This window comes from Methylibium sp. T29-B, from assembly GCF_000576225.1.
GTDB classification, from domain to species: domain Bacteria; phylum Pseudomonadota; class Gammaproteobacteria; order Burkholderiales; family Burkholderiaceae_C; genus Methylibium; species Methylibium petroleiphilum.
The window spans coordinates 1-13,412 of the sequence record NZ_AZSN01000106.1; the positions used below are offsets into that span (position 1 = coordinate 1).

A 13,412-nucleotide genomic window follows, 5' to 3' on the forward strand; every position below is an offset into this window, starting at 1 on the left:
GGGCGACAGGCTGCTGCCGTCTGGTTGCTCCGCATCATCCCCGATCCCTTTTGCAGATTTTCTCTATTGGGCAGGGGTGTTCCTGAAGGTAGAGTCCGCGCGCTTTCGCATTCACCGGACATCTTCAGGAGTATTCATGTCGTCAGCCCAGCGTCCCGCCCTTTCCCGGCTGCGGGTGAACCCGGTGGTCGCCGCCTGCGCGCTGATCGGTGCAGCGCCGTTCGCCCAGGCGCAGGACGCGGCGAGCGGGACGCTCGCGCCGGTGGTCGTCACCGGCAAGGGCTTCGAGCAGCGCGCCTTCGACACCCCGTACTCGGTGGGCACGGTGGACGAGGAGGCGCTGCGCAACGCGGGCCCGATGATCAACCTGTCGGAGGCGATGGCGCGGGTGCCGGGCCTGACGGTGGCGAACCGCAACAACTACGCACAGGACCTGCAGATCAACTCACGCGGCTACGGCGCCCGTTCGACCTTCGGCGTGCGCGGCATGCGCCTGTACAGCGACGGCATTCCCGCGACCATGCCCGACGGCCAGGGGCAGGTGTCGCACTTCGACCTCGCCGGCGCGCAGCGCGTCGAGGTGCTGCGCGGTCCGTTCAGCGCGCTCTACGGCAACAGCTCGGGCGGCGTCATCGCGCTGGTGAGCCAGCCGGTGCGCGAGCGCTATGGCGAGCTCGGTGCGGACATCGGCCGCTTCGGCCTGCGCCAGGGGCGCGTGACGGTGCAGGCGCCGCTCGGCGACGAGCCGGGCCGCGGCTTCGACCTGCGCTTCGGCGCGAGCTATCTCGACTATGACGGTTTCCGTCCGCAAAGCAGCGCCCGCCGCACGCTGGCCAACCTGCGGCTGGGCTGGACCGGCGAGCGCGACACCGTGGTCGTCAGCGTCAACCACGTCGACCAACCCGCCGACGATCCGCTGGGCCTGAACCGTGCGCAGTTCGACGCCGATCCGCGCCAGACGGCCGCGGTGGCGACCCAGTTCAACACCCGCAAGACCGCGCAGCAGGAGCAGATCGGTGCCACTTGGCGGCATCGCTTCGCGGACCTCGGTGCGCTGAGCGAGAGTGCCGTCACCGCCTATTTCGGCCAGCGGTCGGTCACCCAGTGGCAATCGATCCCCGTCCTGACCCAGCGCAACCCGACACCGCCGCCAAACACCGACCGCCACCCCGGCGGCGTGATCGACTTCGATCGCGACTACCAGGGTCTGGACGGCCGGCTGATCTGGCGCTGGACGCTGGACGGCGATCGCAGCGCCCAGTTCGTGGCCGGCGCGGCGCTGGAACGCAGCACCGAGGACCGCCGCGGCTACGAGAACTTCCTCGGCGATCCGCTGGCCCCCACGGCGCTCGGCGTCACCGGCAACCAGCGCCGCGACGAGAAGAACACCGTGAAGACCACCGACGTCTACGCGCAGGGCGAGCTGGAGTTCGTCAAGGACTGGGTGGCGACGCTCGGCGTGCGCAGCGGCCGCGTGCGCTTCGAGGCGGAGGATCACTATGTGTCCGGCCTCAATGGCGACGACTCGGGCTCGCTGAAGTACAGCTACACCAACCCGGTCGCCGCAGTGCAGTGGCGCGGCCTGCCGGACTGGAACTTCTATGTCAGCGCCGGCGAGGGCTTCGAATCACCGACCTTCGGCGAGCTGGCCTACCGTCCCGACGGCGGCAGCGGCTTCAACAACGGCCTGAAGGCGCAGACCAGCAAGCAGATCGAGCTCGGCGCAAAGTGGCGCAACGATGCGCGTGGCCTGGCTGCGGACTTCGCCGTGTTCGAGGCGCGTACCGACGACGAGATCGGCGTGGCGACCAACGCCGGTGGCCGCTCCACCTTCCAGAACGTCGGCTCGACCACGCGGCGCGGCGTTGAGCTGGGTGCGGGCTGGAGCATCACCCCGAACTGGCGCACCGCGCTGGCGTTGACCTGGCTGTCGGCGACCTACGACGACGCCTTCGTCACCTGCACCGCCGTGCCCTGCAACGGCGCCAACCCTGGCAACCAGGCGACCGTGCCGGCCGGCAACCGCATCGCCGGCACCAGCCCGCGCAGCGCCTTCGCCGAGCTGGCGTGGCGGCCCTTCGGCACGTCGACGACCGAGCTCGCCGCCGAGCTGCGGGCGCAGGACGAGGTGGCCGTCAACGACCGCAACACCGACTTCGCCGGCACCTGGGCCACCTGGGCCCTGCGTGCCACCCAGAGCTGGAAGCTGGCCGAAGGCAGCCGGATCGACGTGCTGGTGCGCGTGGACAACCTGTTCGACCGCGAATACGCCGGCAGCGTGATCGTCAACGACGGCAACGGCCGTTTTTCGAGCCTGGCATGCCGCGCAACTGGCTGCTGTCGGTGAAGTGGCGGCAGGCGTTCTGAGCTGAGCCGGCGGCGACGCTAAAGTCGGGGCTTCCCGACTCGTACGACCCGCCGTTTGCCTGCCTCCGCCCTTGCTCTGGTTCTGACCGCCGCGCTGCTGCATGCGCTGTGGAATCTCGTTGCCAAGCGTGCAGGAGGTGACCAGCGCTTCGTGCTGCTGACAGCGCTGATGGTGGCGGTGCTGTGGGCGCCCGTCGGTCTGTGGGTGGCCTGGGACGAACTGCCGCGCTGGGGCCTGCTGGCCTGGGCTGCGGTGCTGGCCAGTGGCCTGACGCACCTGGCCTACTTCACGGTCCTGCTGCGGGGCTACCGGGCATCGGATCTCACGGTCGTCTACCCGGTTGCGCGTGGCACCGGGCCGCTGCTGTCGGCGCTGGGCGCCGTGCTGCTGCTCGGCGAATCCCTGTCGGCGGTCGGTGCGGCCGGTGTCCTGGCGGTGACGGTCGGCATCGTGCTGATCGCCGGTGGGCCGCGGCTGCTGCAGGCCCTGAGGGGCCGCCATGGTGACGGCGACACGGCATCGCAGCGCGTGCGCGCCGGTCTCGGCTGGGGCGCGGCGACCGGCGCGACCATCGCCGCCTACACGCTGATCGACGGCGCGGCGGTGAAGCTGCTGGCGGTGTCGCCGATCCTGGTGGACTACTTCGGCAACCTGCTGCGCATTCCGTTCATGCTGCCGCTGCTGCGCGACCGCGCGGCGCTGCGGTCCGCGTGGCGAGCGCAGTGGCGTCACGCCCTGGCGGTGGCGGTACTCAGCCGGCGGCCTACGTGATGGTGCTGTACGCGATGCAGCTCGCGCCGCTGTCGCATGTAGCGCCGGCCCGCGAGGTGTCGATGCTGTTCGCGGCGCTGCTGGGCGGCCGGCTGCTGGGCGAGGGCGAACTGGGCTGGCGGCTGGTCGGGGCGGCGTTCATCGCCGTCGGCGTGGGTGGTCTTGCGCTGGGTTGAAGGAAAGTTTCGGAGCGATGGTTCGGCTCGTGAAGATCCGGCGCCACAGGCGGCTTGCAAGACAATCGGTACGCAGCTCATCCCTTGCTGCCAACCCAACGCGATCGTGAATCCCATGACTCCGTCGACCTCCATTCTTCTCTCGGCGCTTGCCTGCTTGGCGCTGGCCGGTGCAGCGACCGCGGTCGGGTTGGCTGAAACGGCGCGCCCCGCCGCCGTCTCGATGGAGCGGACGGTGCCGATCGCTGACTCGGACATCTTTGCGGAGATCGACGCGAACAAGCCGTTCCGTCAGATCCGGGGCGGGCAGGTCGGTCTGGAATGCGCCGGAGCGAAGGACATCAGCGTCGCGTCCTTCGACGCCGCTGGCGGTTTCGACGGAACAGCGCAGCCCGCGGGCCGGCGCTTCGGAAAGACGGCCGATCCGCTGGACTCGTCGAAGCAGGTACTGATGTTCGCGCCGTCGGTCAGCGACAGCCTGGGCGGAGCCGGGTCCAAGCGCTGCGAACTGAGCTGGTGGATCACACAACCGGGCGTCATCAAGCCATACATCGACATCTGGCACGCGTTCGGACTGTTGATGCCCGATGGCGGCTACGACTTCCAGGCTGTGATTAGCCAATACCATCAGCTGACGTCTCAGACGGTCAATCCCTGGGCGGCGATCCAGGCCGAAAAGAACGGACTGGTGCTTTTCGTTCGGCACAACACCATGGTGCCGCCGACGCGCGCCACGAACCAGACTCGCATTTTCGAATCACCCGGCATTCCGACGAAGGCCTGGACCGTGATCGTCACGAAAGTGCGCATTGATCCCAACGAGGGCGGGCGGGGCTACTTCCAAGCTTGGCGCGATGGCGTCCAGTTCGCGGATTACGCCGGTCCGACGGGCTACGCGACGATCGAACAGCATCCGACATGGCAGAAGTTCGGATTCTATCCGTGGGACCACGCCAACTGGTCCAAGCCCGCGACGGCGCGCGTGCTGTTCAAGGCGCCGGTGTTCGTGAGAGATCCGACCGGCTCCAAGTACACCGAGGCCAGTCTGCGCGCCTACGTGCTGGCTCGATAAGAAAGGGTCGGGCCCTGGCCCTTCGATGCCAACGCAAGTCAGCGTCCGAACAAGCCCTTCACGACGCTGCCGACGCCCTCGACCACGCCTTCCACGCTCAGACCCAACACGTTGCCCAGTGCCGAGGCGACGCGCGTCGCGAAGTTCTCGTTGAGCGAGAACGCCGGGTCGTCGAGCCGGCCTTCCAGCGTGAACTCGAGTTCGATGCGGTCGTGCCGGCTCATGAAGGCCAGCATGGCCTTGCGCGGCAGGCCGGCGAAGTTGCCGTCGCCGAGTTCCAGCTGGCTCAGCGTCATGTGCCCCGGCGCGTGCAGCTGCTGGCTTTTCACGGTGGGCGCCAGATCGAGGTCGAGCGTGCCCCGCTTCACGCCGCCTTGGGCCACCTGGTTCACGTAGGGCTGCAGTGCGAGCAGATCGACGCGGCGCAGGCTGAGCTTCAACGCGGCGTCGCGGGAGGCACCGGTCACGCTGCCGTGCAGCTCGAGCCGGCCCTCCTGGCCTGCCCGCGCGCCGCGGACTCCGGCGGTGATGTCGATCTGCGTCGCCCCATCCAGCGCCGGCAGCGCGAGCGGCCCGATGCTCGCCTGCATGTCCACCAGCCGCAGGGCCAGCGGCGGCCGGCTCACCGAGGCGTCGTAGAACGCGATCTCGGTCCCGCGCAACTGCACGTCGCCGATGCGCACTGCAGGCAGGCTGCCGCCGCGACGCTCGGCCCCGGTTCGCTCGCGCCGACCCAGCAGCGCGGGCAGCACCTGCATCTGGCCGTCGCGGCCCCGCAGCAGCGAGATGTAGCCGTCCTCGATGCGCACGCTGTGCACGCCGATGCGTCCGCGCAGCGCGGACCACAGGTCCGGCGCCACCACCATGCGGGGTGCACGCAGTTCGTCGGCCGCCGGCCAGCCGCTGCCCGGCGCGGCGGCGATGCGCAGGCCGAGGATCTCGACGCCGCCCCAGGCGAGGCCGACCGAGGCCACCTCGCTGCGCGGGCCGAGGGCAGCCACCAGTTCCTGCTGCAGCCGGTGTGCCGCCAGCTGCCAGACCACTGCCAAGGCAGCCAGCACGACGGCCAGACCGATCAGCAGGCCGCGCGCCAGTCGACGCGGGGCAGGGCGGGGCAGAGGCTCGTTGGCAGTCGGCATGCCGGGATTGTCGCGGGCCGGTAGAGTCCCAGCGTCCATGTCAGCACCCCCTTCACCTCCCGCCGCCGTCGTGCCCCTGCCTTTGCTGGGTGTCGACTTCAGCAGCGCGCCCACGCGGCACAAGCCCATCGTGCTGGCGCGAGGCCATGCCGACGGCCACCTGCTGCGTCTCGATGCGATCGAGCTGCTGCCCGATCTTTCCGCCTTCTCGGCCCTGCTGCAGCGGCCCGGTCCCTGGCTGGGGGCCTTCGACCTGCCGTTCGGCCTGCCGCGCGAACTGGTCACGGAGCTGGGCTGGCCGCAGGCCTGGCTGCCGATGCTGCGTCTCTATGCGGCGCTGCCGCGCAGCGAGATCCGCGAGCGTTTCGCGGCCTTCTGCGCGGCCCGGCCCACCGGGTCCAAGTTTGCTCACCGCGCCACCGATGGCCCCGCCGGGTCGAGCCCGTCGATGAAGTGGGTCAACCCGCCGGTCGCTACATGCTGCACGCGGGGGTGCCACGGCTCGTGGAGGCGGGCGTGACGCTGGCTGGTCTGCATGCCGGCGATCCGCAGCGCGTGGCGCTCGAGGCCTACCCCGGGCTGCTGGCGCGCGAGTTGATCGGCGCACGCTCGTACAAGAGCGACGAACGCGCGAAACAGACACCCGAACGCCTGATCGCCCGCAAGGACCTGGTCGACGCGCTGGAGCAGGGCCGGTCGCGGCTGGGCTTGCGGCTGAAGCTGCGCCATGCGCAGCGCGAAGAACTGGTGGCCGACGCGCGCGGCGACCGCCTCGACGCCGTGCTCTGCATGCTGCAGGCCGCATGGGCCGCAACGCAGCCGAACCACGGCTTGCCGCCGGTGATCGATCCGCTGGAAGGCTGGATCGTCACCGCGCCCTGGGCTGCCGATGCCAGGAGCGCGGCATGAAGCTCGGCCCCTTGTTCGGCCGGGCGAACCGGGCGCGGCTCGCGATCTACCTGCTGGCACTGTGGAAGCTGTTCAAGCACCCGGACACGCCGCGCGCGCCCAAGCTCATCGCCATCCTGGTGATCGCCTACGCGCTGAGCCCGATCGACCTGATTCCCGATTTCATCCCGGTGCTGGGGATGCTCGACGAACTGGTGCTGCTGCCGCTGGGGATCGCACTGGCCGTCAAGCTGACCCCCGATGCACTGTGGCAGGCCCGGCTGCGCGAGGCCGAGGCCAGTGGGGAACGCGTGCCGAAGATGCTGTGGGGTGTGTTGCTGATCGCCGCGGTGTGGCTGCTGTGCGGCGGCTTGCTGGCGTGGTGGGCGTGGCGCACCTGGGGTGCGCCATGAGGCTGTTGATCGCCTGGCTGGTCGCGTGGGTCGGGGCGACCGGTGGCGCGGTGGCCGAGGAGGTCCGTTTCGAGGGCGTGGTCACGCGCATCACCGACGGCGACACGGTCTGGGTGAGGCCCGACGCGAGCAACGGCCAGCAGGCTCGCCGCAAGCCCGTGAAGCTGCGCCTGGTGGGCCTGGACGCGCCGGAACGCTGCCAGCCGCATGGCAGCGAAGCCGGCGCCGCGCTGGCAGCGCGCGTGCAGGACCGCCACGTCACGGTGCGGCGGCGCGCGACCGACATGCATGGCCGTGCGCTCGGGACGCTGTGGCTGGGTGACCAGGATGTGGGCGCCTGGCTGGTCGCCGAGGGGCACGCATGGTCGGCTCGCTACGGCCGCGACCCGGGCCCCTATGCCGGCCAGGAGCAACGGGCCCGCGCCGCGGGGCGGGGCCTGTTCGCCGCGCCGAATCCAGAACTGCCGCGCGATTTTCGGCGGCGCCATGGGCCCTGTGACTGACAGATCGGCCGCCCGCGAGGCGGCGACTACTTTCGCATCAACGTGCTCTTGCCGAACAGCGACTCCACCAGGTCCACCGCGAGCACCGCGGTGGCATTGCGCACGTCGAAGGCCGGGTTCAGTTCCATCACGTCGAGCGAGGCGAGGCGGCCGGTGTCGGCGATCATTTCCATGCACAGCTGCGCCTCGCGGTAGGTCGGGCCGCCATTGACGGTGGTGCCGACGCCGGGCGCGATGGGCGGATCGAGGAAGTCGACGTCGAAGCTCACGTGCAGGTGGGTGTTGGCGTCCAGCGTCGCGAGCGCGAGCTCCATCGTATGGCGCATGCCCATCTCGTCGATGTAGCGCATGTCGAACACCTCGAGGTCGACCTCGTGCACCAGCCGCCGCTCGCCGGCGTCGACGCTGCGGATGCCGATCTGGCGCACCCACTTCGGATTGATCGCCGGCACCTGGCCACCGATCTCGATCAGCGCCTGCGGGCCGCGGCCGCACAGGCACGCGACCGGCATGCCATGCACGTTGCCGGTGGGCGTGAGCACGTTGGTGTTGAAGTCGGCGTGCGCATCGAGCCACAGCACGCGCAGCTTCTTGCCCGCCTCGCGGCAGTGGCGCGCCACCGCGCTGATGCTGCCGATCGCGAGGCAGTGGTCGCCGCCCAGCAGGATGGGCAACCGCCCCAGGCCGAGCTCGGCATGCACCGCTTCGTGCACCGCGGTATTCCATGCCACCACCTCGGCGAGGTGGCGGTAGCCCTCGGTCGGCGGCAGCCAGGGGTTGCGGGGTCCTGCAAGGTTGCCGCGGTCGACCACCTCCAGGCCGTGCGCCTCCAGCGTGCTCTGCAGGTTGGCCACGCGCAGCGCTTCCGGACCCATCGACGCACCGCGCGCGCCGGCGCCGATGTCGGTGGGCGCACCGATCAGAGAGATCTGCGGCGCGAGGCGGCGGAGGTCGGCGCTCATGGGCTCTCCGGTGTCAGACGTCTTCCGCGAAGGCGCCGGTCTGGGTGTCGAGCGCGTCGAGCCCGTAGTGGCGCTCGATCACGCCCCAGGCCTCTTCGGCGCTCTCGACGAAGTGGAACAGTTTCAGATCCTCGGCATTGATCATGCCGGTGCCGACCAACAGGTCGAAATTGATCAGCTTGGTCCAGAACTCGCGACCGAACAGCAGCACCGGTCGACGGCGGATCTTGCCGGTCTGCATCAGCGTCAGCGCCTCGAAGGTCTCGTCGAGCGTGCCGAAGCCGCCGGGGAAGCACACCAGCGCGATCGCGCGCATCAGGAAGTGCATCTTGCGCAGCGCGAAGTAGTGGAACTGGAAGCACAGCTCCGGCGTGATGTAGTCGTTGGGTGCCTGCTCATGCGGCAGCACGATGTTGAGGCCGATGCTCGGGCCGTCGGTCTCGAAGGCGCCGCGGTTGCCGGCCTCCATGATGCCGGGCCCGCCGCCGGTGACGACGGCGATCGGCTCGTCGAGCTGCTTCGAGGCCGTCGTCACGATGCCGGCGAAGCGCCGTGCCTCCTCGTAGTGGTGCGACATGGCCAGCTGCATCTCGGCGCGCTTGAGCGCGTCGGCGTCGCCCAGCGCCTGCGCGGCAGCGACGCGCTGCAGCGCCTCGTCGCGCGGCAGGATGCGCGCGCTGCCGAAGATCACGATGGTCGATTCGATGCGGTGCTCGCGCTGCACCAGCTCGGGCTTGAGCAGCTCGAGCTGCATGCGCACCGGGCGCAGTTCCTCGCGCAGCAGGAAATCCTTGTCGTCGAAGGCCAGGCGGTAGGCGCTTTCGGGGCCGGCATAGCGCGAGGCCGGCGTGACCGCGGCCACGTCTTCTTGGGCCGAGGGGAAATTGCGTGCGCGCAGATCGTGGGTCGTGTCGTCCATGCGCCCAGCTTAACCCGCAGGCCCGCGGTGCGGCCCGCACACCGGGCAGTCGGCGCGGCGGGCGAGGCGGATCTCGGTCCATTCCATCGCTCGGCCGTCGAGCATCTGCAGCCGTCCCGCCAGCGTCGGCCCGATGCCGGCCAGCAGCTTCAGCGCCTCGGCCGCCTGCATGCTGCCGATGATGCCGACCAGCGGCGCGAACACGCCCATCGTGGAGCAGCGCACCTCTTCGAAGGCGCTGTCCTCGGGGAACAGGCAGGCGTAGCAGGGGCTGGCGGCGTCGCGCACGTCGTAGACCGAGATCTGGCCATCGAAGCGGATCGCCGCGCCGGCCACCAGCGGCTTGCGGTGCACGGCGCAGGCCCGATTGACCGCGTGGCGCGTCGCGAAGTTGTCGCTGCAGTCGAGCACCACGTCGGCCTCGCGCACCAGGGCTTCGAGCCGCGCGGCGTCGGCGCGCTCGGTCAGGGCCCGGACTCGCACCGCGGGGTTGATGGCAGCGATGCTGCGGGCGGCTGATTCCGCCTTCGGCATGCCGATGCGCGCCATGTCGTGGACGATCTGACGCTGCAGGTTGGTCAGGTCCACCGTGTCATGGTCGGCCACGGTGATCGTTCCGACCCCGGCCGTGCCCAGGTAGAGCAGGGCCGGCGAGCCCAGCCCGCCGGCACCGATGACGAGCGCATGGCCGTCGAGGAGGCGCTGCTGGCCCTCGATGCCGATCTCGTCGAGCAGGATGTGGCGGCTGTAGCGCAGCAGCTGGTCGTCGTTCATGGCGCGAGGATAGCGTCGCGGGCTTCCTGCGGCGCCGCGCAATGCGAAGAGCCCGCCATGGCGGGCTCTTCGCTTGGGACCCCGAGAGGGCGCTCCGTCAGTTGGTCTTGGTGTCCTCGGGCTTGCGCTCGGTCTGCGTCTTCGAGGCCAGCACCGTCTTGCCCTTCAGGCGATTCAGCGCCTGCTGCAACGGGAAGTCCTCGGCGCTGCCGAACTCGGGCAGCGGCTTGGGCGCCTTGTCCTTGTCCTTGCCGTTCGCCTCTTCCAGCTTCTTCAGCGCCTCCTCTCGGGCCTTCTCGCGCGCCGGGTCCTTGACCTCCGGGCCCTGGCCGCTGGAGATGTGCTTCTCCAGGTCAGCCTCGCGGGTGCGGATGGCGGCGAACACGTTGCCTTCGGCAGTTTCGTCGAGCCACACGTCGGGCACGATGCCGGTGGCCTGGATCGAGCGACCGCTCGGCGTGTAATAGCGGGCGGTGGTGATCTTCAGCGCCGTGTCGGGCGAAAGCTGGCGCACCGTCTGAACCGAGCCCTTGCCGAAGGTCTGGCTGCCCATCACCGTGGCGCGCTTGTGATCCTGCAGGGCGCCGGCGACGATCTCGCTGGCGGAGGCCGAGCCTTCGTTCACCAGCACGATCAGCGGCACGCTCTTCAACCCCTCGGGCAGCTTCTTCAGCGGGTCGCTGCCACGGCGCGAGTAGAACTCCGGATTGGCCTTGAACACGGCCTTCGATTCGGCGATCTGCCCGTTCGTGGAGACCACTGTCACGTCCTTGGGCAGGAAGGCGGCCGAGATCGCCACCGACGCCTCGAGCAGACCGCCCGGGTCGTTGCGCAGGTCGAGCACCAGGCCCTTCAGGTTGGGGTCCTGCTTGTACAGGTCGGCCAGCTTGGTGGCGAAATCCTCGACGGTGCGGTCCTGGAACTGGCTCACGCGCAGCCAGGCATAGCCGGGCTCGATCATCTTCGCGCGCACGCTCTGCACGCGGATCTCCTCGCGGGTGATGGTGACCGGGAAGCTGCGGCTCTCGGCCTTGCGGAACACCGTCAGCACGACCTTGGTGTTGGGCTCGCCACGCATCTTCTTGACGGCCTGGTCCATCGTCAGGCCCTTGACGAAGCTGTCGTCGATCTTGGTGATCAGGTCGCCGCTCTTCACGCCGGCCCGGAAGGCCGGCGAGCCCTCGATCGGCGAGACCACCTTGACCAGCCCGTCCTCCATGCCGATCTCGATGCCGACACCGACGAAGCGCCCGCTGGTGCCTTCGCGGAATTCCTTGAAGGTCTTCTTGTCGAAGTACTGGGAGTGCGGGTCGAGGCCGGCGACCATGCCGCCGATGGCGTCGGTGATCAGCTTCTTCTCATCGACCGGTTCGACGTAGTCGCTCTTCACCATGCCGAATACCGCGGCGAGCTGCTGCAGCTCCTCCAGCGGCAAGGCCGCAGACGGGTTGCGCGCCGTCGCGGTCAGTTGCATCGTGGTCAAGGCACCCGCGACCGCCCCGACGACGATCCAGCCAGCCACTTTTGTCTTAGCACCCATGACGTCCGGGTTCCTTTTCGATTGCTGCAGTCCAGTATAGGACCGGCACTTGCGCTGTGAGTCTGCTCCAGACCCCAAAGTTGCGTCGTTTGGAAGGCTTTGCAGGCTTTTACCGACGCTTCCGGCTGCGCAGGCGGGCCGGCCTTCAGCTCGGCTGGCGTGGGAAGGTGACCACGTGGTCGACCTCGGCGCGGATGCCGATCCATTCGCCGAGCTGGTGATCGTGGTGCGAGGGCACGTGGGCGAGCACGCGTTCGCCGCTGGCGAGCTGCAGCGTGTACAGGAACTCGGAGCCGCGGAAGGCCTTGCGTTCGATGCGGGCCTTCACCGGCGAGCTGTCGTCGTGGACGATGTCGTCCGCCCGCAGCAGCACCTCGCACTCGCCACCCGGGTAGGCGGCGGACAACGGGCATTCCTCGAGATCGCTCAGGTCGCCCACGGGGGTGTGCACACGCGGACCGTCGGCGCCGTCCACGATGCGGGCCGGCGCGAACACGCCGTGCCCGATGAAGTCGGCCACGAAGCGTGTCGCCGGACGGTGGTAGAGCTGGTAGGCGCTGTCCCACTGGTCGAGGCGGCCCCGGTGCATCACGCCGATCACGTCACCCAGCGCGAAGGCCTCGAGCTGATCGTGGGTGACGAAGAGCGCCGTCGTGCCGGTCCGCTTGAGAATCGCGCGCAGCTCCTGCGCCAGGCGTTCGCGCAGATCGACGTCGAGGCTGGAGAAGGGTTCGTCCAGCAGCAGCAGCCGCGGCGCCGGCGCCAGGGCCCGGGCCAGGGCGATGCGCTGCTGCTGCCCGCCCGACAGCTGGTGCGGCGCGCGCTTCGCGGCACTGCCCAGGCCACCAGGTCGAGCAATTCGGCCACGCGTTGCTCGCGCTGCGCCCGCGGCAGGTCGTGCAGGCCGAAGGCCACGTTCTGCGCCACGCTGAGATGGGGGAACAGCGCATAGTCCTGAAACACCATGCCGATGCGGCGCTGCTCCGGTGAGAGGTGGCGGCCGGTGGCCGCGTCGCCGAGCCGTTCGTCGCCCAGCGAGATGCTGCCGCCGGCCAGCGGCTCCAGGCCGGCGACGGCACGCAGCAGCGAAGTCTTGCCGCAGCCCGACGGGCCGATCAGCACACCGATCTCGCCCTCGGCCAGACCGAAGGACACGCCGTCGACCGCCGGCCGTTCGCCGCCGCCCGGGTGCGCCACCGGGTAGCGGATCGAGACATCGGCGAGACGCAGCAGCATCCCTCTATGATAGCGAGCTGACTTCAAATGAATTTCGTTCGCATTCCCGTATTCGCCCCGCCGCCGCGCCTTGACCACGGCCGTCGCGGGCCTTCCGACCGCGGCCTCGACTGAGCATGCGCCGTCTCGCCGTCGTGCTGTGCGCGCTGCTGGCGCTGCCCTTGCTGGGCGTGTTCGGGGCCTGGCTGGCCCCGCAGGCGCAGAGCCTCGAATTGCTGCGTCACCAGGCTGCCACGGTGCTGCCTGGCTACGCCTTGAGCTCGCTGCTGCTGGCGCTGGGCGTGGCGATCGGCGTGGCGCTGCTGGGCGGGGCCACTGCCGCCGCGGTCAGCCTGTTCGACTTCCCCGGGCGGCGCGTCTTCGAGTGGGCGCTGCTGCTGCCGCTGGCGATGCCGGCCTATGTACTGGCCTATGCCAGCACCGATTTCCTGCAGTACAGCGGCCCGCTGCAGACCACGCTGCGCGCGCTGACCGGCGCGCAGGGGCCGCTGTGGCCCGACGTGCGCAGCCTGCCCGGCGCCATCGTGCTGTTCACGCTGGCGCTCTACCCCTACGTCTACCTGCTGACCCGCGGCGCGCTGATGGAGCGCGGCCTGCATCTGATGGAGGCCGCGCGCCTGCTCGGCGCCGGACTCGGCCGCCGCGTGCGCG

Annotated in this window: 10 protein-coding genes and 3 pseudogenes; 7 read left to right on the plus strand and 6 right to left on the minus strand. The window is 69.7% G+C overall.

The features are described 5' to 3' along the window. The first annotated feature begins 136 nt into the window (after nucleotides 1-136). The 3 genes and pseudogenes from Y694_RS15235 (at nucleotide 137) to Y694_RS15245 (ending at nucleotide 4,387) form a co-directional block, all read left to right on the plus strand. Nucleotides 137-2,347, plus strand: coding sequence for a TonB-dependent receptor (locus tag Y694_RS15235; protein WP_155935838.1), 2,211 nt, complete (start codon nucleotides 137-139; stop codon nucleotides 2,345-2,347). Nucleotides 2,348-2,422: 75 nt separating this feature from the next. Next, nucleotides 2,423-3,315: pseudogene (locus tag Y694_RS15240) on the plus strand (EamA family transporter). A gap of 115 nt (nucleotides 3,316-3,430) precedes the next feature. Further along, nucleotides 3,431-4,387, plus strand: a complete 957-nt coding sequence (locus Y694_RS15245) for a heparin lyase I family protein (RefSeq protein ID WP_081771311.1) — start codon at nucleotides 3,431-3,433, stop codon at nucleotides 4,385-4,387. A 38-nt stretch (nucleotides 4,388-4,425) separates the two neighbouring features. Here the strand turns inward: Y694_RS15245 and Y694_RS15250 are convergent, their stop codons facing one another. Next, nucleotides 4,426-5,526: a DUF748 domain-containing protein gene (locus tag Y694_RS15250; protein WP_051495814.1), complete on the minus strand. Its 1,101-nt coding sequence runs from the start codon at nucleotides 5,524-5,526 to the stop codon at nucleotides 4,426-4,428. A 37-nt stretch (nucleotides 5,527-5,563) separates the two neighbouring features. On the opposite strand from Y694_RS15250, the pseudogene Y694_RS15255 reads away from it, so the two are divergent. From Y694_RS15255 to Y694_RS15265, 3 genes and pseudogenes are all read left to right on the plus strand, one after another. Then, a pseudogene (locus Y694_RS15255) lies at nucleotides 5,564-6,435 on the plus strand (DUF429 domain-containing protein). Beyond that, nucleotides 6,432-6,827: a YkvA family protein gene (locus Y694_RS15260; RefSeq protein ID WP_036233989.1), complete on the plus strand. Its 396-nt coding sequence runs from the start codon at nucleotides 6,432-6,434 to the stop codon at nucleotides 6,825-6,827. The pseudogene Y694_RS15255 and the gene Y694_RS15260 overlap by 4 nt, the downstream one beginning before the upstream one ends. After that, the gene (locus tag Y694_RS15265) at nucleotides 6,824-7,330 is read left to right on the plus strand and encodes a thermonuclease family protein (RefSeq protein ID WP_036234003.1); all 507 of its coding nucleotides are present in this window, start codon (nucleotides 6,824-6,826) and stop codon (nucleotides 7,328-7,330) included. The genes Y694_RS15260 and Y694_RS15265 overlap by 4 nt, the downstream gene beginning before the upstream one ends. Nucleotides 7,331-7,356: 26 nt before the next feature. Here Y694_RS15265 and rocF read toward each other — a convergent pair whose 3' ends face one another. The 5 genes and pseudogenes from rocF to Y694_RS15290 all read right to left on the minus strand — a co-directional run bounded on the left by rocF (nucleotide 7,357) and on the right by Y694_RS15290 (nucleotide 12,761). Beyond that, on the minus strand, nucleotides 7,357-8,292 hold the full coding sequence (gene rocF / locus Y694_RS15270; RefSeq protein ID WP_036233991.1) for an arginase: 936 nt from the start codon (nucleotides 8,290-8,292) through the stop codon (nucleotides 7,357-7,359). A gap of 13 nt (nucleotides 8,293-8,305) precedes the next feature. Further along, a complete protein-coding gene (locus Y694_RS15275) occupies nucleotides 8,306-9,211 on the minus strand; it encodes an LOG family protein (RefSeq protein WP_011828680.1) in 906 nt (301 codons plus the stop codon). 9 nt (nucleotides 9,212-9,220) lie between these two features. Then, nucleotides 9,221-9,985 carry a HesA/MoeB/ThiF family protein gene (locus Y694_RS15280; protein ID WP_036233994.1) on the minus strand — a complete coding sequence of 255 codons (765 nt, stop codon included), beginning with the start codon at nucleotides 9,983-9,985 and terminating at the stop codon, nucleotides 9,221-9,223. Between the two features lie 97 nt (nucleotides 9,986-10,082). Next, a complete protein-coding gene (locus Y694_RS15285) occupies nucleotides 10,083-11,525 on the minus strand; it encodes a S41 family peptidase (protein ID WP_011828682.1) in 1,443 nt (480 codons plus the stop codon). 145 nt (nucleotides 11,526-11,670) lie between these two features. Continuing rightward, nucleotides 11,671-12,761, minus strand: a pseudogene (locus Y694_RS15290) (ABC transporter ATP-binding protein). 116 nt (nucleotides 12,762-12,877) lie between these two features. Here Y694_RS15290 and Y694_RS15295 point away from each other — a divergent pair. Next, nucleotides 12,878-13,412 (plus strand): ABC transporter permease subunit (locus Y694_RS15295; RefSeq protein ID WP_036233997.1); only part of this gene is annotated, 535 nt, incomplete at its 3' end.

Bases quoted from the DNA above. Each gene is read 5' to 3' on its own strand.
- Y694_RS15235 (WP_155935838.1), top strand. From the start codon at position 137: ATGTCGTCAGCCCAGCGTCCCGCCCTTTCCCGGCTGCGGGTGAACCCG.
- Y694_RS15245 (WP_081771311.1), top strand. From the start codon at position 3,431: ATGACTCCGTCGACCTCCATTCTTCTCTCGGCGCTTGCCTGCTTGGCG.
- Y694_RS15250 (WP_051495814.1), bottom strand. From the start codon at position 5,526: ATGCCGACTGCCAACGAGCCTCTGCCCCGCCCTGCCCCGCGTCGACTG.
- Y694_RS15260 (WP_036233989.1), top strand. From the start codon at position 6,432: ATGAAGCTCGGCCCCTTGTTCGGCCGGGCGAACCGGGCGCGGCTCGCG.
- Y694_RS15265 (WP_036234003.1), top strand. From the start codon at position 6,824: ATGAGGCTGTTGATCGCCTGGCTGGTCGCGTGGGTCGGGGCGACCGGT.
- rocF (WP_036233991.1), bottom strand. From the start codon at position 8,292: ATGAGCGCCGACCTCCGCCGCCTCGCGCCGCAGATCTCTCTGATCGGT.
- Y694_RS15275 (WP_011828680.1), bottom strand. From the start codon at position 9,211: ATGGACGACACGACCCACGATCTGCGCGCACGCAATTTCCCCTCGGCC.
- Y694_RS15280 (WP_036233994.1), bottom strand. From the start codon at position 9,985: ATGAACGACGACCAGCTGCTGCGCTACAGCCGCCACATCCTGCTCGAC.
- Y694_RS15285 (WP_011828682.1), bottom strand. From the start codon at position 11,525: ATGGGTGCTAAGACAAAAGTGGCTGGCTGGATCGTCGTCGGGGCGGTC.